The sequence below is a fragment of the Streptomyces sp. NPDC057638 genome, assembly GCF_042800315.1.
Classification (GTDB): Bacteria; Actinomycetota; Actinomycetes; order Streptomycetales; family Streptomycetaceae; genus Streptomyces.
In genome coordinates, this window is the sequence record NZ_JBHVHF010000014.1 from 12858 (window position 1) to 38511 (window position 25654).

Annotated in this window: 17 protein-coding genes and 1 pseudogene; 7 read left to right on the plus strand and 11 right to left on the minus strand. The window is 72.5% G+C overall.

Annotation, left to right across the window (positions count from 1 at the left end; genetic code table 11):
• Nucleotides 1–116: 116 nt before the first annotated feature.
• The 10 genes and pseudogenes from tgmC to ACFVIM_RS03670 form a co-directional block, all read right to left on the minus strand.
• Nucleotides 117–1304: an ATP-grasp peptide maturase system methyltransferase gene (gene tgmC / locus ACFVIM_RS03625; RefSeq protein WP_384297877.1), complete on the minus strand. Its 1188-nt coding sequence runs from the start codon at nucleotides 1302–1304 to the stop codon at nucleotides 117–119.
• A 497-nt stretch (nucleotides 1305–1801) separates the two neighbouring features.
• Nucleotides 1802–3016 (minus strand): cytochrome P450, encoded by a 1215-nt coding sequence (locus ACFVIM_RS03630; protein WP_384297880.1) that lies wholly within the window; start codon nucleotides 3014–3016, stop codon nucleotides 1802–1804.
• Entirely contained in the window at nucleotides 3013–4299 is a 1287-nt protein-coding gene (locus tag ACFVIM_RS03635; RefSeq protein ID WP_384297882.1) for a cytochrome P450, read from the minus strand. Before ACFVIM_RS03635 ends, ACFVIM_RS03630 begins: the two co-directional genes overlap by 4 nt.
• 277 nt (nucleotides 4300–4576) lie before the next feature.
• Nucleotides 4577–5158 (minus strand): annotated as a pseudogene (locus tag ACFVIM_RS03640) (ATP/GTP-binding protein); the annotation flags it as partial.
• Entirely contained in the window at nucleotides 5133–5540 is a 408-nt protein-coding gene (locus ACFVIM_RS03645) for a DUF742 domain-containing protein (protein ID WP_384297885.1), read from the minus strand. The pseudogene ACFVIM_RS03640 and the gene ACFVIM_RS03645, both read right to left, overlap by 26 nt.
• Entirely contained in the window at nucleotides 5537–5980 is a 444-nt protein-coding gene (locus tag ACFVIM_RS03650; protein ID WP_384297887.1) for a roadblock/LC7 domain-containing protein, read from the minus strand. Before ACFVIM_RS03650 ends, ACFVIM_RS03645 begins: the two co-directional genes overlap by 4 nt.
• A complete protein-coding gene (locus tag ACFVIM_RS03655; RefSeq protein WP_384297889.1) occupies nucleotides 5980–7599 on the minus strand; it encodes an ATP-binding protein in 1620 nt (539 codons plus the stop codon). Before ACFVIM_RS03655 ends, ACFVIM_RS03650 begins: the two co-directional genes overlap by 1 nt.
• Before the next feature lie 494 nt (nucleotides 7600–8093).
• Nucleotides 8094–8579 carry a hypothetical protein gene (locus tag ACFVIM_RS03660; protein ID WP_384297891.1) on the minus strand — a complete coding sequence of 162 codons (486 nt, stop codon included), beginning with the start codon at nucleotides 8577–8579 and terminating at the stop codon, nucleotides 8094–8096.
• Nucleotides 8580–9345: 766 nt separating this feature from the next.
• Nucleotides 9346–12291, minus strand: a complete 2946-nt coding sequence (locus tag ACFVIM_RS03665; RefSeq protein WP_384297894.1) for a BTAD domain-containing putative transcriptional regulator — start codon at nucleotides 12289–12291, stop codon at nucleotides 9346–9348.
• Nucleotides 12292–12479: 188 nt separating this feature from the next.
• Entirely contained in the window at nucleotides 12480–13394 is a 915-nt protein-coding gene (locus ACFVIM_RS03670) for a polysaccharide deacetylase family protein (RefSeq protein WP_384297896.1), read from the minus strand.
• A gap of 413 nt (nucleotides 13395–13807) precedes the next feature.
• Here ACFVIM_RS03670 and ACFVIM_RS03675 point away from each other — a divergent pair, with 413 nt between their 5' ends.
• Complete coding sequence (locus ACFVIM_RS03675; protein WP_384297898.1) at nucleotides 13808–15025, plus strand: amidohydrolase family protein; 1218 nt, start codon at nucleotides 13808–13810, stop codon at nucleotides 15023–15025.
• A gap of 179 nt (nucleotides 15026–15204) precedes the next feature.
• On the plus strand, nucleotides 15205–16104 hold the full coding sequence (locus ACFVIM_RS03680; RefSeq protein ID WP_384297901.1) for a pentapeptide repeat-containing protein: 900 nt from the start codon (nucleotides 15205–15207) through the stop codon (nucleotides 16102–16104).
• A gap of 309 nt (nucleotides 16105–16413) precedes the next feature.
• Here the strand turns inward: ACFVIM_RS03680 and ACFVIM_RS03685 are convergent, their stop codons facing one another.
• Nucleotides 16414–17145: an ABC transporter ATP-binding protein gene (locus ACFVIM_RS03685; RefSeq protein WP_384297902.1), complete on the minus strand. Its 732-nt coding sequence runs from the start codon at nucleotides 17143–17145 to the stop codon at nucleotides 16414–16416.
• 1172 nt (nucleotides 17146–18317) lie between these two features.
• Between ACFVIM_RS03685 and ACFVIM_RS03690 the strand changes: the two genes are divergently transcribed.
• The 5 genes from ACFVIM_RS03690 to ACFVIM_RS03710 all read left to right on the plus strand — a co-directional run bounded on the left by ACFVIM_RS03690 (nucleotide 18318) and on the right by ACFVIM_RS03710 (nucleotide 25282).
• Nucleotides 18318–19268, plus strand: a complete 951-nt coding sequence (locus ACFVIM_RS03690; protein ID WP_384297905.1) for an LLM class F420-dependent oxidoreductase — start codon at nucleotides 18318–18320, stop codon at nucleotides 19266–19268.
• 14 nt (nucleotides 19269–19282) lie between these two features.
• Complete coding sequence (locus ACFVIM_RS03695) at nucleotides 19283–20095, plus strand: SDR family NAD(P)-dependent oxidoreductase (RefSeq protein WP_384297908.1); 813 nt, start codon at nucleotides 19283–19285, stop codon at nucleotides 20093–20095.
• Between the two features lie 123 nt (nucleotides 20096–20218).
• Nucleotides 20219–21352, plus strand: coding sequence for an LLM class flavin-dependent oxidoreductase (locus ACFVIM_RS03700; protein WP_384297953.1), 1134 nt, complete (start codon nucleotides 20219–20221; stop codon nucleotides 21350–21352).
• Nucleotides 21353–21687: 335 nt separating this feature from the next.
• Nucleotides 21688–23427 carry an amidohydrolase family protein gene (locus ACFVIM_RS03705; RefSeq protein ID WP_384297911.1) on the plus strand — a complete coding sequence of 580 codons (1740 nt, stop codon included), beginning with the start codon at nucleotides 21688–21690 and terminating at the stop codon, nucleotides 23425–23427.
• 400 nt (nucleotides 23428–23827) lie between these two features.
• On the plus strand, nucleotides 23828–25282 hold the full coding sequence (locus tag ACFVIM_RS03710) for an aldehyde dehydrogenase family protein (RefSeq protein ID WP_384297914.1): 1455 nt from the start codon (nucleotides 23828–23830) through the stop codon (nucleotides 25280–25282).
• The last annotated feature ends 372 nt before the right edge of the window (nucleotides 25283–25654 follow it).

Sequence of the window (25654 nt, forward strand, 5' to 3'; positions counted from 1 at the left end):
GACCCTCTCCCCGGGCCGCACGGCGGCGTTCACACGACGGAACGTTCCCAGCAGTACGCCAGGGCGCGGAGACCCGCCCGTTCAGTCCCAGGCCCGGCGCCAGCCAGCCGTCGCGATCACTCCAGCGAAAGGGTGGGCAGTGCCGGGTGCTGGAGATGCTGCCCGGTCGCGTCGACCGTGAGGCGGAACGCCTCCGGGCCGGGGTGACCGGCCGCGGCGTGCGCGTCGAGGACTTCTGCGGCACGGTCCCAGAGACGGACCGGTCCGGCCTGTCGTACGCGCAGTCGGTCCCCCTCGGGGCGGAGTTCGGCGACCGAGCCGGTGGTGACGTCGATCAGGCAGGTCGTGCCGTCGACCGTCGCGGTCTGGCTGGTCGGCAGGGCCGACTGGATCAGGAAGCGGGTGAAGAACGCCTTCTCGGTCACCGAGGTGAGCCAGTCGAGGGTGTGGCCGCTCGTGGTCGGGTGCGCGTCCGCGAGCAGCGAGCGCCAGTGGACGGGGTTCCCGAAGCCGGGGGCCTGGTGGGGGCGGGCCAGCATGAAGGACACGGTCCCCGGCAGAAGCGGGCCGTCGGCGGTGCCGTCCTCGCGGACGGTGAGGAGGGTGCGGCCGAAACCGAACTGCCAGCCCCCGAGCGTGACGAGGATCTTCCCGCCGGGCCGGGTCTGTGCCATCCACGCCCCCGGAACGGTACGGACGGAGCAGGCCGCGACGATCCGGTCGAACGGCGCCGACGGCCAGTAGCCGTACAGCCCGTCCGCGACCGCGAGATCGGGGCTGTAGCCGAGGCCGTACAGCGCGGTGGCCGCCTGTTCGAGCCGGTGATGGTCGACTTCGACGCTGGTGACGGCGTCGGACCCATAGCGTTCGCAGGCCAGCGCGGTGGAGTATCCGGTGCCGGTCCCGATCTCCAGGATGTCCTGGCCTTCGGCCAGGTCCGCGTCCTCCCACATCCGCAGGACCAGGGAGGGCAAGGTGGATGAGGAGGTGGGGGAGCCGCCGTCGTGGGGCTCGGGGTGGTCCCAGTCGGGCTCGTCGCCGTCAAGCTGGGTGACCAGGCTCTGATTGGTGTAGACGGCGGTGAGCCACCGCTCGGGGTCCAGCGTGGCGGTGACGGGCTCCCACCAGGTGAACCCCCGTGGTGAGGGCTTCTCGGCGGGCAGGTAGAACCCGGGGGTGAACCGGTGCCTGGGGACCGTCTCCACCGCCTGACGCCAGCCGTCGGCCCGCTCCTCGCGCACCACGGCAGCGGCCAGCTCGCTCCGGAGCCGCCGCGCTCGCTCGGTGTCGTCTGTGCTGGTCATGGCTGGGGTCCTTCCATCAGGAGGCGGGCGAAGGCTACGGCGATATCGGTGGAGTCGGGCAGCCAGCCCCACGGTCCAAAGGACACGCTGCGTAATCATGCCCTCCCCATCGCCGGAGCGCGGGACCGTACCCGCCGCTCCGGAAGGTCAGAACACTATCGACGCACCGCGCCGCGCCCCCTCGATTCCGCCACACCACCCTTCCACTCCGGGAATAGCCTCGTGACAACGCCGGTCACATGACCTTCCGGAACAGTGATGGCCCGCCCGCGCGGCCGGTGCTCCAGGGTGCAGAGGTCAGCTCGCTGGTGATCAGCGAGCTTCTTCGTCGCCTGGTCGGTAACGGTCGCAAGCTGGCGGGCCTTCGTCGCCAGCCTGAAGAGCTGACCCGCCACCGACCGGCACCCGCGCGGCCCGGGGACACCCTCCCCGGGCCGCATCGCACCGCGGCCCTCACATGGAGGAACGTTCCTCCTCCCGCATCCGCGCCCGCGAGATCAGCGCCACAACCGGACCGGTATCTTCTGCCAGCCCTCCGCGATGAACGACGGCACCTGTTCCAGTTCGCCCGCGAGTTCCATCTCCGGGAAGCGGGCGAAGAGGGCGGGCAGGGCGGTCGCCGCCTCCATGCGGGCGAGGGGGGCGCCGATGCAGCGGTGGACGCCGATGCCGAAGGAGAGGTGGTCCTCGGCGTCGCGGGTGATGTCGAAGGCGAAGGCGTCGGCGCCGTAGCGGTCGGTGTCGCGGCCCGCCGCCGCGTAGGTGGTCAGGATCGCGTCCCCGGCCGGGATGGTCACGCCGTCCAGCTCGATGTCGGAGACCGCGAACCGCAGGGGCAGATTGGCGATCGAGGGGTTGACGCGCATGACCTCCTCGATGACGGCCTCCCAGGTGACCTCGCCCGCGCGGACCGCCGCGAGCTGGTCGGGGTGGCGGAGCAGGGTGACGACGGCGTTGCCGATCAGGTTGACGGTGGTCTCGAAGCCCGCGCCGACGATGAGGAGGAGGGTGTCGGACAGTTCGCGGTCGCTGAGGCGGTCGCCGTCCTCGTCGCGGACCCGGATCAGCTCGGTGGTGAGGTCGTCGCCGGGGTGTGCGCGCCGGTGCTCGACCAGGCGCGGCGGCAGGGTCGCGATCTGCTCCAGTTTCCACGCCGCCTGCTCGGGAGAGGCGTCGGAGGTGTTCATCAGCGCGGCGATCAGGTCGCGCATGCCCTCCTGGAGATGGTCGGGGACCCCGGCGAGTTCGCAGATCACCCGCATCGGCAGCGGGTGGGCGTAGCCCGCTTTGAGGTCCACTCGGCCGTCGGTGACGGCGAGTTCGTCCAGCAGCGCGCGGGTGATCCGCTCCACCCGGGGGCGCATCATCTGGGTGCGTCGGGCGGTGAAGCTCGGGGACACCAGCCGCCGCAGCCGCATGTGTTCGACGCCGTAGGTCGCGAGCATGTTGGTCACCCCGACCCAGGTGATGATCCACTGCCACTCCGGCCGCTGTTCCGCCTCCGCGAGACGGGACCAGTGCTGGCGCGCGTCCTTGCTCACGCGGTCGTCCAGGAGGAGGGTCTTCAGCGGCTGGTAGCCGGTCGGGGCCCAGGCGGGTATGCCACCCGGCAGCACGATCGGGACGATGGCACCCCGTTCCCGTAACCGGGCTATCTCCGCCGGGAAGTCCGTGCCGAACGGATCTATCGCCACCGGTGCTGACAGGGTCATGGACGCTCTCCTGAGGGTTCGGGTGTACGAGGGGTGAAGCGTACTGGGAGGGCGGTCAGCGAGCGGTGGAACGGACCGGGCCGCCAGCTGAGCCGCTCCCGGGGGAGGACCGGGTCCAGATCGGGCAGCCACTGCGTCAGCCGCTCGATGGCCTCGATGGCGATCAGCAGGGTGTGCTGTTTGACGGGACAGACATGGGGACCGGCGCCCCAGGTCACATGGGACGCGTCGCGCGGATGGTGCCCTCCTTCGTACTCCTTCTCCGCGAAGTAGGCGAGGGCGCCGAACGAGATCGCGACAGGGACGGCCGAACGCACCCAGGTGCCGTGGAAGCCGAAGGTGCGGCGGGAGTAGTAGATGGCGTAGTTGGCCAGCGGTGGCTCGTACCGCAGGACTTCGGTGACCGCCTCCATCACCGGGCGGGCGCCCCGGGTGAGTGTCTGGTAGTAGTCGGGGTTGCCCAGGATGCGGGAGAGGGCGTTGGAGACGAGGTTGGCGACCGGCTCATGGCCGGTGCCCAGGGTGAGGAAGACCTGCCAGGTGACCTCCTCGGGGGTGAGCCGCAAGGGGTGGTCCAGCAGCCAGCTGGTGAGGTCCTTGCCGCGCTTGGCGGTCTTGGTGTCGATGAGTTCGGCGACATAGCGGAAGTAGTCCCGTTCGCCCGCCGCCGCCCGCTCCCCGCCCTCGATCAGCAGCGCGAGCGCCGCGTCCAGGCGCTCGCTCTCGCACATCGGCAGGCCGAAGAGGTCGTTGAAGACGATGGCCATCAGCGGGCGGCAGAAGTCGGAGACCAGGTCGGCCCGGCCCTTGGGGCCGAACCGGCAGACCAGGATCTCCACCGCGCGCCGCACCCGTTCCCGCAGGTCGTGCGGTTCGACCAGGCTGAAGGCGTCGACCAGGGTGCGGCGGTAGCGCAGATGCGCCTCGCCGTCGGCGAAGAGGGTGTTGGGGCGCCAGCGCATCATCCCGAGGACGGGTGGGTCGCCGGGGACGGTGGTCTCCCAGGGGCGCGGGTCGTGGGACCAGATCTCCGGGTTCTGGAGCAGGTCGAGCGCGGCCCGGTGGCCGGTCACCAGATAGGCGGCGACCCCGGGCGCCAGCTCGCACCAGCCGACGGGGCCGTGGGAGCGCAGTTCCTCGTAGTAGCGGTGGGGATCGGTGGCGAAACCGTCCTCCCAGAGCCGTACGGGTGGCACGAGCGCGCTGATGTCCACCGGCGGGTCGGTGGGGGCGGCGGACGGTTCCCCGGAGTGCGCCGGGTCCGTGGCCGGGGTGGCCGTCATCCGCTCAGCCCTCCTCGTGGTGGCGGTACTCCTGGGCCCGGGGCGCGCCGCCCTGGCCCGGGATCCCCGGGAGCCCCGACAGGCCGGACACGCCGCGTCTGCGCCGTACGGCGTGGACGGGCTCACCGCCGACCCACTCGGGGACGATCCGGGTGTGGCCCGGCCGGTCCGCCGGGCGTCCTGGCGGGCCCTCCGGCGGGGGGTCGGTGCCCGGTGGCGGCGGCACCTCGCCCGGGGCGCAGCCGGGTCCCGCCCCGGCCTGCTCCCGCTGTACGCGCTGGTCCAGTACGTGCTGGACCAGCGCGAGCAGCGCGTCGACGGAGGCACGCCTGTCCCGCGCGTCGCAGACCACCATGGGGGTGCCCGGCTCCAGGTCGAGGGAGCTGCGCAACTGGTCCTCGGTGTAGCTGCGGGAGTCGGGGAAGGTGTTGAGGGCCACCGCGTACGGGAGCCCCGCGTCCTCCACCATCCCCAGCACCTCGAACGAGTCGTTGATGCGCCGGGTGTCCACCAGCACCAGCGCGCCCAGTGCCCCGTAGGCGATGTCCGCCCACAGGGAGCGGAAGCGCTCCTGTCCTGGGGTGCCGAAGAGGTAGAGCACGATCCCTCCGTCGAGGGAGATCCGTCCGAAGTCGATGGCGACGGTGGTCGTGGTCTTCTCCCGGACTCCGGCGAGGTCGTCCACGGTGGCGGACGCCTCGGTCAGCTGCTCCTCGGTGTGGAGCGGCCGGATCTCGGAAACGGAGTCGATCAGGGTGGTCTTGCCGACCCCGAAGGGGCCGGCGACCAGGATCTTCACCAGTTCACGGGCGCTGTCCGGCAGGTGCAGGCCGCTAGAGCTTGAGGGCGCGGAGGCCATCGGCGACTCTCTCCAACAGTTCTTGATCGGGCTGGACGGCGTACGGAATGGGCGGGCGGGTGCTCACCAGCGCCAGGTCGATGAGCTGGGCGGCGAGCACACGGACGGCGGAGACGGGCAGCTCCAGCAGGGCGGCCGTCTCCACGACGGTCAGCGAGCCGCCGTCCAGCACCTCCAGGACGGAGCGCTGGGCGACGGTCAGCTGGGCCGACGCCCCGGCCGTGGCCGGGGCGTCCGGGGCGCCCGGTAAAGGGGGGTCCCCGTAGCTCGTGAGTCCCGTGAGTACCGAGAGCCGTTCCAGGGTGGGACGGCTCGGCCGGGTCTCGCCGTCCGTCGCCAGATAGGCGGGGACCAGGGGTCGGCCGGCACGACTCTCGGTCATACCGGTGAGCGCCCCGTCGCATGTCCGGCCGACGCCCGGGGCGCGGCGGTCATGGCCCGCTGGCCGAGCCGGGCCACCTGGGAGTGCACCCGGTGGGCCAGCAGGTCGAGACGTACCTCGGGGTCGCCGTAGGCGGCGACGCAGGTGCCGTGGGCGGTGGGGGCCACCAGGATGTAGCCGTGGTCGGACTCGACGACGACCTGGCGCACTTCGGCGCTGTCCCGGTCGGCGAAGGCGGCGGCGGCCGTACGGCACGCACCCTGCACCGTGCTGGCGATGGCGGCGACCCGCTCGGCGGACGGCTGGGTGAGGTCGTCGGAGTAGCCGGAGACCAGGCCGTCCCTGGTCAGCAGAACGGCGGCGCGGACATGGGGGATCTCCAGAATCGGATCCAGCACCCACGCGGTGTCACCGGTGTCGCGGGAGGTGCGGCTGGTCATCAGGGGTCGTTCCCTTCGGAGTCGGCGGCGTTACGAGCGGCGGTGGTTCCGGCTTGCAGCGCGCCGAGCGCTGCGGCCGCCTCTTCGGGGGTGCGTCGAGGCGGAGCCGGGGGCCGGAGCTGTACTTCGGCGGGATGCGCGGCCGGACGGACACGGCGACGGCGCCGGGGTAGGAGACCGTCGTCGGGCGCCGCCCCGGGCGCGGGTGCGGGCTCATGGGTGATGGCGTCGAAGGAGTGGGCGCCGGGGCGGCCGGGGTCGGCCGCCGTGACCGGCGTCCGCGAGGGGAGCGGGGCACGGGTGGACGGTGGGGAGTGGGGAGCCGCTGGGGCATGGGGAGAGGGAGGGGAGGCGGGCCGGTGGGGCGAGGAGGGACGCGGGGACGGACGGACGCCACGGGGGGTGCCGACCGCGCCCGGAGGGGAGACGGGGCCGTCCGGCCCCGTACGCGGGGGGGCGGGGAAGCGGCCCACCGGGCGGGACTTGAGCGTGGACCGCGGCGAGGCGGGGGATGGCGGGAACCGGACCGGGTCCAGCCGCGTGACCAGGTGGTTCTTGACCATCAGTACGCCGCGCACCCCGCCGTAGGGGGAGCGGGAGGACAGGTCGACGGAGAGGTCGAACTGCCGGGTGAGCTGTCCGATCGCCGCGAGACCCATCCGGGGCGGGTCGCCCAGCTCGGAGAGGAGGATCGGATCGCTGCCCGCCACCATCCGCTGGGCGTAGGCACGTTCTTCCTCGCCCATGCCCACCCCGGCGTCGTCCACGGTGATGGTGATGCCGTGGTGCGCGTGGGCCAGGGTCACCATGACCTCCGCGTCGGCGGCGGAGTGGCGCAGCGCGTTGTCGAGCAGTTCCGCGACGATGATCGCGACGGGCTCGACGGCGTGGGAGATGAGGGCGGTGCCCTCCTCCAGATGGTTGCCCACCTTGATCCGGTGGTAGCCGATGAGCCGTGACTGGCCCCCGACGACGGCGTCGACGACATGGGACTCGTCCCGGGCGAGGCCGACCCAGGCGCCGCAGACCACGGCGGTGACCTGGGCGCGGCGCAGCGACTGTTCGTTCTCGTGGTCGAGCGAGTAGAGGGTGTGGGAGAGCTCGGGGTCGTCGTAGCGGTGCTGGAGCCCGCGCACCACGTCCTGGAGCCGGTAGAGCCCGGCCTGGATCTCCCGGGTGGCGCCGCGCATCCCCGCGCAGGCGGCGGAGTCGACGCGGACGCGTTCCCGGACGAGCGCGGTGGTGAGCGAGTCGAGCACCTCGCCGAGGCTGGTGCCCAGCTCCCCGCAGACCGAGTCCGGGAGCAGCGCGCCCGGCACCTGGAAGTGCGGGTGCACGGCCCGGGTGGCGGCGGCGGGCATGCGCTCCCGCGCCAGATGGAGCAGTTCGTCGGTGAAGACCTGGGAGGCGCGTTCGACCTCGGCGCGGGCGGAGGCCAGTTCCGCCCGGGCGGCCCTCAGCTCGGAGCGGGTGCCGGTGAGTCCCGAGCGCAGGGAGCCGACCGCGTCCTCCCGATCCTGGTCCCGGCGCCGGTACCGCAGCAGCCCGCCCCCCAGCACGAGCGCCGACAGGGTCGTGGCGGCGAGGCCGACGACGGCCGGATCCGGTATTGCGAGCATCGATAGACCTCGTGGGGAGCGGTGGGGCGAGGCCGTCCTGGGGGGCGACCGCCCAAGTACACACCGTCATCGAACGATCGCGGGGAGTTTTGAGGGGAGCGGCTTGTGGACCCGTGAACCACATGGGTGGAGTGGATCACTTGCTGCCGAAGTGTCTGAATATGCGTCAGAGGCGCCGGACCCCAGTGCTGGCGCGGCGGGGAACGGTTTCACCGGGCCGGGAACAGGCATGGCGAAGGCCGCGAGGGCATCGTGTGGAGCCCTCGCGGCCGTACCGCTGTGGGTGATGTCCCGCGCAGGTCTTCGGTTCCGTCCGATGACCCCACGGGGGTGGGTGGTGTCGTGTGTGTGGTGCGGCGGGGGAGTGTGGCCCGGCCGGGGTCCGGTCTCTCCGTCTCCGGTTCACTCACCGTGGCACGGGGGCCGGTGGCGTGGGTTCCGGGGCGGTACGGCACTGCCCGCCCCGGAATCCGCGACCGTTCCGTCGCGCCCGGTCAGCTCACCGGGGTGTCGGCCCTGTCCTCCCGGAGGAACCGGGGCGGCGAGGGGATCTGGTTGTCGGTGGAGATGACGTCCTCGCGGAGCGAACCGTTCCGCGGCTGCTGCGGAATCTGGCTGTCCGCGTCGAGCACGGCGGTGGGCTTCGGCGGGCTGGGGATCTGGTTGTCCTGATCCTGGACGGTGTTCTGGACTGCGGCTCCGGCCGTGGCTGCGGCTGTGTCGTGGACCGCGGCGTCGGCCGTGGCGCCGTTGCGGGGCGGCGCGGGGATCTGGTTGTCCGCGTCGCGGGCCCCGGCGGGCTTCGGCGGGCCGGGGATCTGGTTGTCCTCATCCCGGCCCGCGGCCAGGAAGCGGGGCGGAGCGGGAATCTGGTTGTCCGTGGAGATGACCGGGTCGGCCGGCAGACCGTCGGCCAGCGGCGTCACAGTGGTGAAGCCCTCACGGGTGGTGTCGCTGTCGAACGATTCGGTGGTGCTCATGTGCTGTCCCCCTATGGATCTCAGTGGAGCTTGTGGCTCCGTCGTGCTGGTGGTGCTCATGGGACTCAGTGGTGCTGGAAGTCCCCGGGGGTGACGCGGCGTTCGCAAGGGTGTCGAACGGAAAGCGGCCCTCCGCCCGGAGACTCCCCCGAGGGTCACCGGACGGAAGGCCGAGGGACCTTCCTCGCCCCCCGGAGAGGTCAAGGTCCCTGGTGATCCGTCTGCCCCCCGACGCGACGGATCGATTACCCAGGAGCATGGCGGAGAGGCATAAACATTCGATGAACGTCCTGGCAGAAAGCGGTCACAGGACGCTGGGCCCCCGGGAGGCGGGGGCGTCTCACCCTCTTCCACGGGCCGTACCCGGCCCGGGCTCACCTCATCCCGAGTGACCTTCCCCACGCGCCTGCGAACAACCCGTTTCATGGGCGCGACTTGGGGAGGCGGAGGTTCCGCGTCGGCCGGGTACGCCCAGGTGGCGTCGGCCGGGGCGGGAGCGGCCCATGGGGGCGACGGGCCGCAGGCGGTCCACCGGCGGAGCGGTCCGCGCGTACGTCCGCGCGTACGGCCGTGCGTATGCCGGTCCGTATGTCTGTGTACGTCCGTGCGTACATTCCGTGCGTACATTCCGTGCGGACAGACGGACGGCGGGGGTTCGTCCGTGGAGTGGTCCGGGCGGGCGCGGTGGGGGGACCGCCCCGCGCGGAACGGGCCATCGGGGCGGGGCGGGGACGACCGGGCGGACCGGTGAGCCCGGTCAGCCCGGTCATACGGCGGAGAGCGGGGTGTCCAGGAGCTTGCGCACCTCGGCGGCCTCGGGCGCGCCGGACGCCTCGTGGAGGGCGAGGGCCTCCAGCCAGCAGGCCCGCGCCCGCCCCGCCTGACCCAGCGAGGAGAGCGCCCGCCCCAGGGTGATCAGCACACTGCCCTTGGTCCGGTCGCCGCCGATGCAGCCGATCGCCAGTGCCTGCTCCGCCGCCTGCGCCGCCCGCGCGGGCCGCAGCGCCGTCAGATGGGCCTGGGCGATACGGAAGTGGGTGTTCCCCTCCCATAGCCGCTGCCGGGTCGTCTCGAACGCCTCCAGGGCGAGCGAGAGCTGCTCCAGCGCCTCGGCGGGGCGCCCGGCGGAGGTGATGGCCACCCCCAGCGCGTACCGGGCGTTGGCGAGGCGCAGGGTGGTCCCGCTGCGCTCGTAGATCCCGATCGCCCGCTGGACGAAGTCGATGGCCTGCTCGGTCCGCCCCAGCGCCAGCGTCACCCGGGAGAGGTTGCACAGGAAGGCGGCCTCGGCGTGTTCGTTGCCGTCGGCGCGGGCGTCCTCCATGGCCTGGCGGTGGAAGGTCTCGGCCTCCGCGTACCGGCCCCGGTTGAAGGCGATGATGCCCCGGTCGTTGTTGGCCCAGTACAGCGGCGGGATGTCCTGCGCCCGCGCCGCCAGCAGGGCGGCCTGGTGGGCGTGGTCGTCGGCCTCGCGGTAGTTGCCCGTCACCAGGTGGACGATGGTCAGGGTGGTGTGGGCGCGGGCCTGGGCGCGCAGGTCGTCCCGGGCGCGGGCCGCCTCCAGGCAGGTGAGCGCGGCCGACTCGTACTGCTTGGAGTTCGCGCCCGACTCGGCCAGGTCCTTCGCCGCCCACAGCAGGTCGATGGCGCGGCGCAGCCGTCCGCCGACGGTGGACTGGCGGGCGCAGGCGAGGATGGAGTGGGCCTCGGTGTAGAGCCAGTCCAGGGCCTGCTGGCGGCTGGCGAAGGTCAGCCCCGGGTGCTCGGTGGGCTCCAGCTGGCGCGGCAGCCGGTCGCCGGGCCGCTCGAAGACGTACTCCCGCTTCGCGGTGGCGAGGTAGAAGTCCAGCAGCCGGGAGAGGGAGCCCTCGATGGCCTCGGGGGTCTCGTCGCGTTCGGCGCACGCGCGGGCGTAGAGGCGTACGAGATCGTGGTAGCGGTAGCGGCCCGGCGCGGCGGACTCCAGCAGGGAGGTGTCCACCAGCACCTCCAGCAGGTCCTCGGTCTCGTGCGGGCTGAGCGCCAGCGACGCCGCCGCGGCCTGGAGCGAGATATCGGGGCCGTCGGCGAGGCCGAGCAGGCGGAAGGCGCGGGCCTGGGCGGGTTCCAGCTGTCCGTAGCCGAGTTCGAAGGTGGCCTTGACGGCGAGGTCACCGGCCTGGAGTTCGTCCAGTCGGCGTCGTTCGTCGGCGAGCTTGGCGGCGAGGACGGAGACGGTCCAGGTACGGCGGGCCGCCAGCCGCGAGGCGGCGATCCGGATCGCCAGCGGCAGGAACCCACACGCGCCGACCACGTCCAGCGCCGCCTCCCGCTCCGCCCCGACCCGCTCCTCACCCACGATCCGGGTGAAGAGCTGGAGCGCCTCCTCCGGGGACATCACATCGAGGTCGACCAGATGGGCGCCCTCCAGATCGACCATCCGGACCCGGCTGGTGACCAGCGCCGCGCACCCCGCCGACCCCGGCAGCAACGGCCGGATCTGCGCCGCGTCATGGGCGTTGTCCAGCAGGATCATGATCCGTCGCCCGGTGAGGGTGGAGCGGTAGAGCGCCGCGCGCTCCTCCAGGGAGGCCGGGATCTGGGCGTCCGGCAGCCCGAGGGCGCGCAGGAAGGAGCCGAGGACGGCGACCGGCTCCGCGGAACGGCTCGCGGTGCCCTGGAGGTCGACGTACAGCTGTCCGTCCGGGAACTGGGGCCGGGCCTGGTGCGCCACATGGACGGCCAGGGTGGTCTTGCCGACGCCGCCGATGCCCGCGAGCGCGGAGACCGCCATCACCGCGCCCTCGGCGGTGACGAGCCGGTCGCTCAGCTCCCGTACGAAGGCGGCGCGCCCGGTGAAGTCGGGCACGCTGGCGGGCAACTGGGCGGGCTGGGCGACTAAGGGCGCGGCGCACTGCTGCTCCACCGGCTGCGCCAGTTCCTCGTCGGCGCGCAGGATGCGCTGCTGGAGCTGGGAGAGTTCGGGGCGGGGGTCGACACCGAGTTCCTCGGCGAGCAGCCGCCGGGTGTCGGTGTAGACGGCGAGGGCCTCGGCCTGGCGGCCGCTGCGGTAGAGCGCGAGCATCAGCAGCTCACGCATCCGCTCCCGCAAGGGGTGGGTGGCGGTGAGGGCGGTGAGTTCGGAGACGGCCTCGGCGTGCGCCCCGACCATCAGATCGAGATCGAGGCGGGTCTCCAGCAGCTGGAGCTGCCACTCGTCGAGCCGGGCGCGCTGATGCTCCGCGTAGGGACCCGGAACGCTCGCCAGCGGTTCGCCGTCCCACAGCCCCAGCGACTTGTTCAGCAGCGTCCGCGCCTGGTCGGGCGACCCGGCGGCACGCGCCTTCTCCGCCTCCAGCGCCAGCTCCTCGGCGACACACAGGTCGACGCTCTCGCGCCGGATCCGCATCGCGTAGCCGCCGGACTCGCTCACCAGGGCCCCGGCGGCCAGGGTCTTGCGCAGCCGGGAGGCGTAGGTACGGACGGTGGGCAGGGCCTGTGGCGGCGGATCCTCGCCCCAGATGGCGTCGATCAGCTCGGCGGCGGTCGCGGTGCGCCCCTCGCGCAGCAGCAGGGCCACGAGCAGGGCCCGCTGCTGGGGGGAGCCCGATGGCACCGGCTCCCCGTTTCGCCAGGCGCGTACCGGGCCGAGCACACTGAAACGCAGGTCAGCGACATCACTGGGCGTCGGACCCCGCTGTTCCGGTACGCGTGGCCCGTTGTCACGGTCCATTGCTGCCCCCTGCCCGAACTGCCGATTCGCACCCGACAGTCTGCCTTGTGCATGGCGGCCCCGTCAGCAACGGGGCACTTCCACATCGGCCCTTGCCCCTGCGGGGGTGGGGGATAACGCGGCTGTCGATCTTCGTCCGAGTTCCTTCCGCGTTCCTTCCGCCGGGCTACGGAAGTGGTCGCGCCGGTTCAGGGTTTGTAGATCGCGCCCGGCTCGGCCTTTGCGGGAGCGAGCAGTTGGGAGACGGTGACGAAGGTGTAGCCGCGCTCCTTCAGCTCGCTGATGATGCCGGGGACGGCGGGGACGGTTCCGTCGTAGATGTCGTGCAGCAGGATGATGCCGTCCTTGCTCGCCTGCTTGACGATCCGCTCCCTGATCAGGTCGGAGTCGGTGGTGGAGTAGTCCTTGGCGGTGGCGCTCCACAGGATCTGGGCCAGCCCCAGTTCCTTGCTGACGGCGGTGACGTCATCGTTGATCCGGCCCTGCGGCGGGCGCATCAGGGTCGGCTTCTCGCCGGTGATCTTTGCGATGGCATCTTGCGTGCGGGAGAGCTCCTCGCGGATCTCGGCGGGCTTGAGCTTGTCGAGGCGCGGATGTGACCAGGTGTGGTTGGCGACTTCGTGCCCCTCGGTGAAGATACGTTTCACCACCGATGGGTACTTGATCACATGGTTCTTGCCCAGCAGGAAGAAGGTGGCCGGGACCTTCTCCCGCCGCAGCGTGTCGAGCAGTTGGGGCGTGTCCTTGCCGGGTCCGGCGTCGAAGGTCAGCGCGATGCACTTGGCCTTCTCGCAGTCGACCGGGATCTGGTTCAGGGGGAGCTGGCCGAGGGGGAGGGAGCGGGCGCCGCCGCGGGGGGTGGTGGCGGGAGCGCCCGTGGTGCCGGTGCCGGTGCCGGTGCCGGTGGTGGCGTTGTCCGTGCCTGAGCCCGTGCCGGTGCCGGGCTCGGCCGTGTCGTCGATCCGCTTGCCGTCCTCGATGGCCTGCGCGCGGGCGTCGGCGGGCTCGATCCGGTCCTGGCCGCAGCTGCTGAGGACGAGGCCCGACGCCGCCGCGAGGGCGACGAGGGCGACAAGGCTCGCTTTTCGGGCTCTGCTGGGCATGGCGGATCCCCCTGGGTGGGTGCTGGGCATGGCGGGCCGCGCCGCGTCCGTATGGGTGGCCGGAGGGCGCTCTCGAACTATACACACGGTGTATACGCGCGATGTATAGGCACCCGGGGAGACGGGTGGAGGGCGGTTTGGGTTGCTTGTGTGGAGGGTCGGGGGTTCGGTGCGTGGCGGGGGCGGGGGCGGGGGCGGGCGCGGGGGTGGGGCCGAGGGGCGCGTGGCCGGTCATTGGCTCCGGGGCGCGCGTGGCCGGGTCGCGCGCAGGGGAGTGGGGGTGGGGGCGAGGGCGGGGCGGGTCGGTGTACGGGGGCGGGCCCGGACTCCTCGTACCGCGGTCCGGAGCGGTGGCGCCGCGCACCGCGTCCCGCGTTACTGACGAACCGTCAGATCGGCGCTACGGTGACCGCATGGAGACCTTCCCGAAGATCATCTCGGTGGATGACCACACGGTGGAGCCGCCCCATGTCTGGCGGGACCGGCTCCCGTCGAAGTACCGGGACGTCGCGCCCCGGATCGTCCGCGCGCCCCTGAAGGAACTGACCTTCCTCGGTGGCAGGTTCACCCCGGTCATGGGCGAGAAGGGCGATGACGGGCCGGTCGGTGACTGGTGGCTGTACGAGGGGCTGCGGCGGCCTCTGACCCGGCTCGACACCGCCGTCGGCCACGACCGCGACGAGATCCGGCTGGAGGTCATCACCTACGAGCAGATGCGGCCCGGCTCCTACAGCGTCCCCGAGCGGCTCGCCGACATGGACGCCAACCATGTGCAGTCCGCGCTCTGCTTCCCCACCTTCCCGCGCTTCTGCGGCCAGACCTTCACCGAGGCCAAGGACCGCGAACTCGGGTTGCTCGCGGTCCGCGCGTACAACGACTGGATGGTGGAGGAGTGGTGCGGGCCCCAGGCCCAGGGGCGGCTGATACCGCTGACGCTGGTCCCCCTGTGGGACGCCGGCCTGGCGGCGGCGGAGGTACGGCGGAACGCGGCGCGGGGCGTGCGAGCGGTGGCGTTCTCCGAGATCCCGCCCTTCCTCGGGCTGCCGTCGATCCACGGCGACGACTGGGACCCCTTCCTGCGGGCGTGCGACGAGACCGGCACGGTCATCGCCATGCATATCGGCTCGTCCTCCCGGATGCCCTCCACCTCCGCCGACGCGCCGCCCGCCGTCGGCTCCACCATCACCTTCGCCAACTGCTGCTTCTCGATGGTCGACTGGCTGATGAGCGGGAAGTTCGAACGCTTTCCCCGCCTCCGGATCATGTACGCGGAGGGCCAGATCGGCTGGATCCCCTACATCCTGGAGCGCGCGGACGTCGTCTGGCGCGAGAACCGGGCCTGGGGCGGTGTCGCCGACAAGGTGCTGCGCCCGCCGTCCGAACTGTTCGCGGGCCATGTCTACGGCTGCTTCTTCGACGACGCCTTCGGCCTGCGCAACCTCGACGCCATCGGCGCGGGGAACGTGCTGTACGAGACCGACTACCCCCACTCGGACTCCACCTGGCCGCACTCGCGCCAGGTGGGCGAGGAGCAGATGGCGCACCTGGCGCCGGAGGTGGTGGAGGCGATCGTACGGGGGAACGCGATCGAGCTGCTGGGGCTGACGGCGGAGGGGCTGTGGGCGGGGTGAGGGCGTGGTGCTGCTGGCGGAGGGGCTTGCGGGCGGGGGCCGGCGGCGGAGGGGCTGTGGTGGCTGACCGCTGACCGCTGCCCGGTCCGGTGGTTCCGTCTGGTTCGTCCGGCTGGCGCTCGGGCCGGCTGACTCGCAGGTCAGGGGCGATTGTCAGTGGCGGGGTGTTCCATGGGGACATGGCGAACCGGCGTGGGCGTGCGGCAGGCGGGTCCTCCTCCCATGAGTCCCGTGAGTCCCGTGACTCCCCGGAAGTGGCGGGGCGGGCCGCTCAGGGGGCTGCTCCGGGGGCCGCCCACGGGGGAGGCGGTCACCGGAGCGGCGATCAGGGAGGAGGTCCCGGCTGGTGGGGCCAGGGCCGGGAGGCCGGGGGCGAGGGGTCCCGGAAGGAGACGCGTATCGAGGAGACGGGTATCGGGCAGGCCCGTGACGAGCAGATCCATGACGAGGGAATCCGTCATGAGGAGGTCCGTGACGAGGAGATCCGTCATGAGGAGGTCCGTGACGAGGAGATCCGGGATGAGGACTGGTACGGGCGGGTGCTGACCGGCGAGCGGTTCATCCGTTCCGTCTTCTACGACCTGGACTGGACGGAGGTGGAGAACGAGGGGGCGGTGTTCGACGGGTGCACCTTCTCGGGCGTCCGGTTCAACGCCTCACGCCACCGGAACGCGGCGTTCACCAACTGCGTCTTCAATCGCTGTGTCTTCTTCGACACGCACTTCGACCAGTGCAAGGCGGTCGGCAGCACCTTCCAGGGCTGTGACATCAGCCTGCTGAAGGTGACGGGCGGGGACTGGTCCTTCACCACCCTGTCCGGCGCCGGTCTGCGGGGGGTGTCCTTCGACGGAGTCCGGCTGCGGGAGTGCGACCTCACGGGCGCGGATCTGGCGGGGGCCGGTCTGACCTCCGTGGACCTCTCGGGCGCCCAGCTGGAGCGGGCCGACCTCAGCGGGGCGGATCTGCGCGGCAGCGACCTCTCGGCCCTGGACCCGCGTACGGTCCGGCTCGCCGGGGCCCGTATCGACCTTCAGCAGGCGGTGGTGCTGGCGACGACGCTGGGTCTTGAGGTGGGCTGAATGAACGGCCGCTGAACGCGGGGGCGGTCCGCGCCGCCGGAGGTTCCGGTACGGAGGGGATCGCGCGGCTCCGGCGCCAGGGGCCAGGAGGTGCCCGGGCCTGGCGCCCCGGAGGGGAGCCGGGGGCGGTGGGCCGGTCGGGGCCGGGGCGGGGGTGCCGGTCGTCTCCGGCTCGCGTCCTGGGCCGATGCCGTGGTCCGGCGCCCTGACCCGGTGTCCGGGTGGGGCGGCGCGGGAGCCCGGACGGCGTGGGCGCTCAGGCGGGGGTCGTCCGGGGCGTGGCGGCACCCCGGCGCGGTAGGGCGTGGATCAGGGCTGGTACGGGGTGAGCAGTCCGTGCTGGAGGAACAGGGTGCGGTCCAGCCGGGCCGCCGTGGCGGGGGCCTCGGTGGCCAGCACCAGGGCCGTGCCACGGGTGCGGCAGGCGGCCACCAGGGCGGACGTCACGAGGTCGGCGTCCGGTTCGGGCAAGGCGCCCGTGGGGTTGTCGGCCAGTACCACGGCCGGGTCGCACACCAGGGCGCGGGCGATGGCCACCCGGCGGCACTGGTCATGGGAGAGGTCGACGGGGGCCCGGTCTCCGAGTCCGTCGAGGCCGAGCAGGGTCAGCAGATGGGGGGCCCGGTCACGGGCCCGGGTGTGTCCGGCGAACATCGCGGGCAACGCGAGGTTCTCCGTCACGCTCAGTTCGGGGATCAGCTCGTCGGACTGGTAGACCATGCCGATGTGGGTCAGCCGGTAGAGGGCCGCCTGGTCCTCGGCCATCGTGCTCACTCGCCCTCCCGCGATCTCGACATAGCCCGAAGTGGGGCGGGCCAGTCCGGCGAGGCAGTTGAGGAGTGCCGTTTTTCCGCTTCCCGGCGGGCCGGTGATCGCGACCGCCTCTCCCGCACCGACGGTCAGTTCCAGGCCGTCGGCGACGCGCCGCCCCGCCGAGTCGATCACCAGGGTGTCCGCCCGCACGACGGGGACGCCAGGGCCGTCGTCATGGCCGGATCGCGTTCTCGGGCCGCTGGTTTGGGGACTGTGGTTCTGCCGCATGATGTCGCATCCCTCCGATGCCTCTGTGGTGTTGGTTCGATGTGTGTCCCTTGTCGATGGCCCTCGGCCGGCGTCCCGTACCGGTGAGGGGGCGGGAACATCAGCACACGGGCGCCCGGTTTTCCAAGGGGTCTGGGGGAGCCTTGGCATGGCTGTCTTGTTTCGCCCGTCTGTTCGGCCGAGATGGGCCGTTGCCGGGGAGCGGAGGCGCGGAGTGGAGCGCTCCGCGAAGCGACCGAGCCATCCAGGCCGCTCGGTCCGGATCGATGGAGACCTTCGAGCGCCCTGGGGCCGTCGGGTCGGCTGAGTCTGTCGGGGCGGGGTATCCCGGCCAAGGAGGCAGAGAACACCCTCTGGGATTCGGCCATCGAGCGAGCCCTTTATCTCCGTATATCTGGAACATAGAGGGCAGGTCGATTCAGGGAGGAAAGGCGTGTATGGGGCGGGTGGTCGGCGGGTTGGGGTGGCCCCTCATGGAGAAGCGGATCCCGTGGGGGTGTGGTGCGCGAGTGGGGGAGTCATGGCCCGCGGGTGGGCCGGAGATGGGCGCGCGGCCGGATGGTGGGGGTGGGGTGGGTGCCCGGCGCGGTGCCCGCCCGGGCATCCGGCGTGGTGCCCGGCGGTGTGCCCGTGCGCCGCCCGGACGCGTGGGCGGTGTGCCCGTGTGCCGCCCCGGCCCTTGCCTGACGAGGTATCAGGTATCACGATGACGGCGGGATGCCGGGACACCCCCGGGAGCCGTCACGACAAGGCCGCCGGCCCCGGGGCCTTGGGAAGAAACGCCCTCCGCCCGCCAGGCGGGCGGGATCGCGAGAGCGCGGCCCCGGAGGGGATCGTGAGGACCACATCCCGCACGGGGTGGTGAGGACGACATCCCGGGCGGGATGTGTGAGGGCACCACCTCAGGGCGAGGGGACCACCGAGCCGCCGAGCGCTACGGAACCGAGCCACCCGCACCAGGGCCTCTCTGATGGATCAGGCGGGCCCTGGGGCCTTCCGTCTCGATCAGGCTGGATGAGGGAGCGGTGCGGGGCGCGCGAGCCCAGCGAGATCCGAACGAGAGGCCCTCGTGCCTCGGGAGGCGGCTGACCACCGCCGCCCCGGAAGGCGGCTGACCACCGCTCTCCGAACGCCATGGGACAGGACGCCAGGCCCCCGTCAGGAGGACCAACGTGCGCACACGGGTACCGACCGGGGGGCGGCTCGCCTATGGCATCCAGCTTCCCGTCCAGTCCCAGAGCGGGCTCTACGCCGAGCGCTGGGAGGTCACGGCGGTCCCGGATGACCTGGTCGAGGTCGCCCGCGCGGCGGACCGGGGCGGCTTCGACTACATCGCGGTCTGTGACCATGTCGCGGTGCCCCGGCGGCTCGCCGGGACCATGTCGACCGTCTGGTACGACCCGGTCGCCACCCTCGCCTATCTCGCGGCGGTCACCGCCCGGGTGCGGCTGCTCAGCCATGTCGCCGTCGTCGGGCTGCGCCATCCCCTCGTCACCGCCAAGCAGTACGCCACGCTGGACCACCTCTCCGGTGGCCGGCTGGTCCTCGGGGTCGGTGCCGGGCACGTGGCGGAGGAGTTCCACGCGCTCGGCGCCGACTTCGCCGGGCGCGGTCCCCTGCTCGACGAGTCCATCGACGCGCTGCGGGCGGCGCTCGGGCCGGAGGAGTTCCCCGAGTTCCACGGGGAGCGGTTCTCCTTCGCCGGACTGGGGCAGCGGCCCCGCCCCGTACAGCCGTCCGTGCCGGTGTGGGTCGGCGGGTCCTCGCCCGCCGCGCTGCGCCGGGCGGCGCTCCGGGGCGACGGCTGGCTCCCCCAGGGCGACCCCCGTTCCCGGCTGCCCGGTCGGATCGCCACGCTCCACGCCCTGCGGGAGCGTGCGGGCGCCGGGCGGCCCCTGGTGATCGGGGCCATCGCCGAACCCCTGTACGTCGGCGCGCCCTCCTGGCCGGTCGGGCGGCGGACCCTGACCGGCGCTCCGGAGGAGATCGCGGCCTCCCTGCGGGAGTACGCGGAGATGGGCGCGCACCAGATCCAGGTGCGGTTCCGGAGCCGTGACCGTACCGAACTGCTCGACCAGATGGCCGCCTTCGCCGCCGAGGTCGCCCCCCACCTCACCTTATGAAGGAGCGTTTTCCCATGTCAGACGCAGCAGGCGCAGCAGCCGAGACCGGCAGGCTCGCGGGCAAGGTCGCCTTCATCACCGGCGCGGCGCGTGGTCAGGGCGAGCAGGAGGCCCGGATCTTCGCCGCCGAGGGCGCCCGGGTCGTCCTCACCGACGTCCTGGACGACGAGGGCGCCAAGGTCGCGGAGGAGATCGGCGACAACGCCGCCTACCACCATCTCGATGTGACCAGCGAGGAGGAGTGGCGGACCGCGGTGGCCGCCGCCAAGGAGCGGTTCGGTGCCATCGACTGCCTGGTCAACAATGCCGGGATCCTGCGGTACAACGAGATCGTGAACACTCCGGTGGAGGAGTTCGAGTTAGTCACCCGGGTGAACCAGATCGGGACCTTCCTCGGTATCCGGGCCGTCGCGCCCGAGATCGCGACCGGGGGTTCCATCATCAACATCTCCTCGGTCACCGGGATACTCGGGGTCGCCGGGACCTCCTCCTACGGCGCCACCAAGCACGCCATCATCGGACTGACCCAGGTGGCCGCCCTGGAGCTGGCGAAGAAGGGCATCCGGGTCAACGCCATCTGCCCGGGGGCGATCGACACCCCCATGGCCGACTACTCCCTGGTGGACACCTCGGTCGAGAAGGGCCCGCCGGGCTCCGGCCGGGAGCTGGCGAGCTTCTACAAGCGCCTGGTCCCGATGGGCCGGGCGGGGCTGCCGGAGGAGGTCGCCCGGCTCGCCGTCTTCCTGGCCAGCGATGACTCCTCGTACATCACCGGTCAGCCCTTCGTCATCGACGGCGGCTGGCTGGCCGGGACCACCCTGATCTGAGGAATAGCTGACGGCTCGTCAGCTATTGACGGCGTACCCCTGCGGTGAAACAGTCGTCCCCGTCGAGATCTGACGATGCGTCAGCTCCGTCAGAAGTGTGACGCGGGGAAGGGCGGTGGCCCGGTGGAGTTCGGGATCTTCGTGCAGGGGTACGTCGGCCGTCGGGCCGGGTCCGATCCGCGCGCCGAGCACACGGCGCTGATGCGGGAGGCGGAGTACGTCATCCAGGCCGACCGCTGCGGCTTCAAGTACGCCTGGGCCACCGAACACCACTTCCTGGAGGAGTACTCCCACCTCTCCGCCAGCGATGTCTTCCTCGGCTACCTCGCCCATGCCACCGACCGGATCCACCTGGGCGCGGGCATCTTCAACCCGCTCGCCGCCGTCAACCACCCGGTCAAGGTGGCCGAGAAGGTCGCCATGCTCGACCACCTCTCCGAGGGCCGCTTCGAGTTCGGCTCCGGGCGGGGCGCGGGCAGCCATGAGATCCTCGGCTTCCTCCCAGGCATCACCGATATGAACGCGACCAAGGCGATGTGGGAGGAGACGATCGCCGAGTTCCCCCGGATGTGGCTGGCGGACGAGTACCCCGGCTTCCAGGGCACCCACTGGTCGCTGCCACCGCGCAAGATCCTGCCGAAACCGTACGGAGGGTCCCACCCGGCCATGTGGTACGCGGCGGGGTCACCGCCCTCGTACGCCATGGCGGGCCGCAAGGGACTCGGCGTCCTCGGCTTCAGCGTCGCCAAGGTCTCCGACATGACGTGGGCGCTGGACGCCTACAAGACGGCGGTGCGCGAGGCCGAGCCCGTCGGGGACTTCGTCAACGACAACCTCATGGTCACCACGACCGCGATCTGCGCCGAGACCCATGATGAGGCGGTCCGGATCGCCGCGGGCGCCGGGCTGAACTACCTCCAGTCGCTGGTCTTCCGCTACCACGACACCTTCCCCCGTCCCGAGGGCATCCCGCGCTGGCCCGAGCTGATCCCCGAGTACACCGAGGAGGTCGTGGAGCTGCTGATCGCCGAGGAGCTGCTGATCTGCGGTGATCCCGGCGAGGTGCTCCAGCAGTGCAAGCGGTGGGAGCAGGCCGGGGCCGACCAGGTGGTCTTCGGCGTCCCCGTCGACATCGGGCACGAGGCCACCCTCACCTCGCTGCGGCTGATCGGCGAGCGGGTCATCCCGGTCCTCGACACCGAGCCGGTCCACCGGACCCGGCGCTTCCGGGACGCGGCGGTCGAGCGGGGAGTGTGAGGGGGCGCGGGGTGTGAGGGGGGCACGGCGGTCGGGCGGGGCGCGCGCGGATGGCGCGTCACCTGGTCGCGTACACGGGCCGCGTCACGTGGTCGCGTACACGGGGCGCGTCACCTGAGTCGCGCGCGGGAGACGCGTCCCCGGGGGCCGCACACGGACCGTGTCGCCGGGGGCCGCTCTCGTGCCGCCGCGTCACCGGGGCCGCCCCGCGTCACCACGTCACCAGGGCCCGCGCGTACCGCGTCACCAGGAGGGTCGCCGGGGATGCCGGGACGTCTGTGTGTGTCTGTGTGTGTCTGGGTGTCGCGCCACCAGGAGACAGGGAAGGGAACACCATGCTCGACCACCTCATCCGCTCGGCGACCGTCGTGGACGGCACGGGAGCGCCCGCCCGCGTGGCCGACGTCGGGATCACGGGCGGGCGGATCGCCGTCATCGGGCCGCCCGGTGGTGTCGGGGAGTCCGCGGCGACGAGCGAGGACGCCGACGGGCTGGTGCTGGCGCCCGGGTTCGTCGATCCGCACACCCACTACGACGCCCAGCTCTTCTGGGACCCCTACGCCACGCCCTCGATGAACCACGGCGTCACCACCGTCGCCGGGGGCAACTGCGGCTTCACCCTCGCCCCGCTCAACCCCGAGCGCCCCCAGGACGCCGACTACACCCGGCGGATGATGGCCCGGGTGGAGGGCATGTCCCTGGTCGCGCTGGAGGAGGGCGCGCCCTGGAACTGGCATTCCTTCGGGGAGTACCTCGACGCCCTGGAGGGGCGGATCGCCGTCAACGCCGGATTCATGGTGGGCCACTGCGCCCTGCGGCGGTACGTCATGGGCGAGGACGCCGTCGGCGGCCAGCCCACCCCCGGGCAACTGCGGCGCATGGTCGACCTCCTGCACGACGCCATGGCGGCGGGCGCCTGGGGACTGTCCACCACCCAGTCCACCACCCACGCCGACGGCGACGGGCGGCCCGTCGCCTCCCGGCACGCCCGCCCCGAGGAACTGCTCGCCCTGTGCCGTGCCGTCGGCGAGCACGAGGGCACCCAGCTGGAGGCGATCCTCGCGGGCTGTCTGGACCGGTTCGGCGACGCGGAGATCGACCTGCTGGCCCGGATGTCCGCCGTCGCGGGCCGCCCGCTCAACTGGAACGTCCTCACCATCGACGCCGCCGAGCCGACCCGCGTCCCCCGCCAGCTCCAGGCCGGCGCGCGGGCCCGGGCGGCCGGGGGCCGGGTCGTCGCGCTCACCATGCCGATCCTCACGCCCATGAACATGTCCCTCGGCACCTTCTGCGCGCTCAACCTGCTGCCCGGCTGGGGCGAGATCCTGGCGCTGCCCGTGCCGGAGCGGATCGCCCGGCTGCGCGACCCCGCCGTCCGTACGGAGATGCTGCGACGCGCCTCCTCCGAGGAGGCCGGGATCTTCCGGCGCCTCGCCGACTTCGGCCGCTATGTCATCGGCGACACCTACAGTGCCGCGAACGAGGGCCTGAAGGGGCGCGTGGTCTCCGGCATCGCCGCCGAGCGCGGTCAGGAGCCCTTCCACTGCCTGGTGGAGATCTGCGCCGACGACGGGCTGCGGACCGTGCTGTGGCCGATGCCCCGCGACAACGACCCCGCCTCCTGGGAACTGCGCCGGCGCACCTGGCGCCACGAGGACGTCCTCCTCGGCGGCTCCGACGCGGGCGCCCACCTCGACCGCATGTGCGGCGCGCCCTACACCACACGCTTCCTGGGCGACTGTCTGCGGGGGCGTCGGCTGGTGCCCCTGGAGGAGGCCGTCCGGATGCTCACCGACGATCCCGCGCGGCTCTTCGGGCTGCGGGAGCGGGGGCGGATCCGCCCCGGTCACCACGCGGACCTGGTGCTCTTCGACCCGGAGCGGATCGACGCGGGCGCGGCGACGCTGGTGTACGACCTGCCGGGGGAGAGCCCACGGCTGGACGCCAAGGCGGTGGGGGTGGTGTCCGTGCGGGTGAACGGGGTGGAGACGCTGCGGGACGACGTGGCGACGGGCGCGGTGCCGGGGCGTGTGCTCCGCTCGGGCCGCGACACGAGGACGGTGTCCACACGGTGAGCGGGCGCGAGGTTCATGGAGTGAGCGGGCCCGGTGGCCACACGGTGAGCGGGCCCGGTGGCCACGCGATGACACGGTTCCCGTCCGTGGCCGCCTGGTTCCGGGTCCGGGTCCGGGTCCGGGTCCGGGCGGCCAGGGTGCCGCGACCCGGTGATGCGCGTGACCCGGTCGTGGTCGCGTCTGGACTGCGTCCATGCCGGGGCCGCTCCCTCGTCCGGACCGCTTCCCCGCCCGCGTGGCTTTCGAGTCCGGGTCGCCTCCGTGCCCTGATGGCTTCCGAGGGGTGGTCTCCTTCCGTCCCTGGATGCCTTGTGAACCCTTCTTCCGGCTCCCGCGTCCGCCGCCCCCGCGAGGGGCGCGCGGCATGAGCGCGGGACGAGCGCGAGGTGGTGCGCGGACGATGGACCCGCAGTCCCTGCTCATCGGCGGCGAGTGGACCGAACCCGACGGTGGCCACTACGAGGTGATCGACCCCGCGACCGAACGGCCTGTCGGGCTGGCGCCCGAGGCCGGCCGCGAGCAGGTGTACGCCGCCGCGGCCGCCGCCCGTGCGGCGTTCCCCGCCTGGTCGCGCACCCGGCCCGAGGAACGCGCCCGGATCCTCGACGCGGCGGCCGATGTCATCGAGCGCCGGGCCGATCCGTACACCGCGCTGGCGCGGGCCGAGAGCGGCGCGACGACCGCGACGGCGCGGGCCCTGCACGTGGGTGTCGCGGCGGCCCGGTTCCGCCGGTACGCGCGCGGTGCGCTGGAGTCCGTGGAGGAGCCGCTGCCGCCGCAGCTCACCGCCGCCGGGCCGATGGGGTGGGGCGCCCTGCTCGGCGCGCTGGCCGTGCGCCGCCCGGTGGGTGTGGTCACCTGTGTGACCTCGTACAACAACCCGTGGGCCAACGCGGCGGGCAAGGTGGCCCCCGCGCTCGCCATGGGCAACACCGTGGTCGTCAAGCCCGCGCCGCAGGATCCGCTCTCCGTCTACCGGATGGCCGAGGCGCTCTCGGAGGCGGGCGTTCCGCCGGGGGTGGTCAATGTGGTGAGCGGCTCCTCGCCCGCCGTGGGCGAGGCCGCCGTCGACTGCCCGGACGTGGACATGGTCAGCTTCACCGGTTCGACGGCGGTCGGCCGGCGGATCGGCGGGGTCTGCGGCCGGGCGATGCGGCGCCAGCTGATGGAGCTGGGCGGCAAGGGCGCGGCCCTCGTCTTCGAGGACGCGGACCTGGACGCGGCGGTCCGGGGCATCGGGACGACCTTCTCCTTCTACAGCGGCCAGATCTGTACGGCACCGACCCGGGTCATCGTCCAGCGCGCCGTCCACGACGACCTCGTCGCGCGGCTCACCGCCTATCTGCGGCGGCTGCCGGTCGGCGATCCCGCCGTGCCGGGAACCGTCGTGGGGCCGGTGATCTCCGCCGCCCACCGGGAGCGGGTCGAGTCCTATGTGGAGCTGGGACGCGCGGAGGGCGCGACCCTGGTGGCGGGTGGGGAGCGGCCGGGTCTGGAACGCGGCTTCTATGTGGCGCCCACGCTCTTCACGGGGTGCGGGAGCGGGATGCGGATCGTCCGGGAGGAGATCTTCGGCCCGGTGGTGGCCGTCCTGGTCTGTGACGACGAGGAGGAGGCCGTGGCGCTCGCCAACGACAGCGACTACGGGCTGATGAGCTATGTCTGGTCGCGGGACTCCGCGCGCGCCTTCCGGGTCGCCGCCGCGCTGCGCTCGGGCGGAGTGGGCGTCAACACGGTCGGCCGGAACATGGAGGCGCCGTTCGGCGGCTTCAAGATGAGCGGGGTGGGGCGTGATGTGGGTGCGTACGCCCTGCGCGCCTACAGCGAGACCCAGGCGGTGGTGTGGGCGGGATAGCGGGCGCGGGGCGCGTCCTCTGGGGGCGTCGCGGGCGGTGGCGCGTGTCTGGGCGCGGGGCAGGGGGGCGTGCGGTACGGGGGGCCGGGGTTGTGCGGTGCTGGCCGCGCGCCGTGCGGGAGGGACGCTCGGTGGGGGCGTACGCGCGGGCGCGCGGCGGTGTCAGTCCGCCGCGTACCGCTCACCCCCGTACCGCCGCGCGTACCGGGTACGGCGGCGGGCCGGGTGCCGGTCGGTGACGAGGGTGCGGCGGGCCGGGCCCATCGGGTCCGACGACGGCGTCGGGAAATTTTGAAATGGGGCAAAACGGGCTCCGCTGCGGTTATCGCACCTGCTGGAAAGGGCGGCATCCCTTGTAACAAGCGCCCGGAA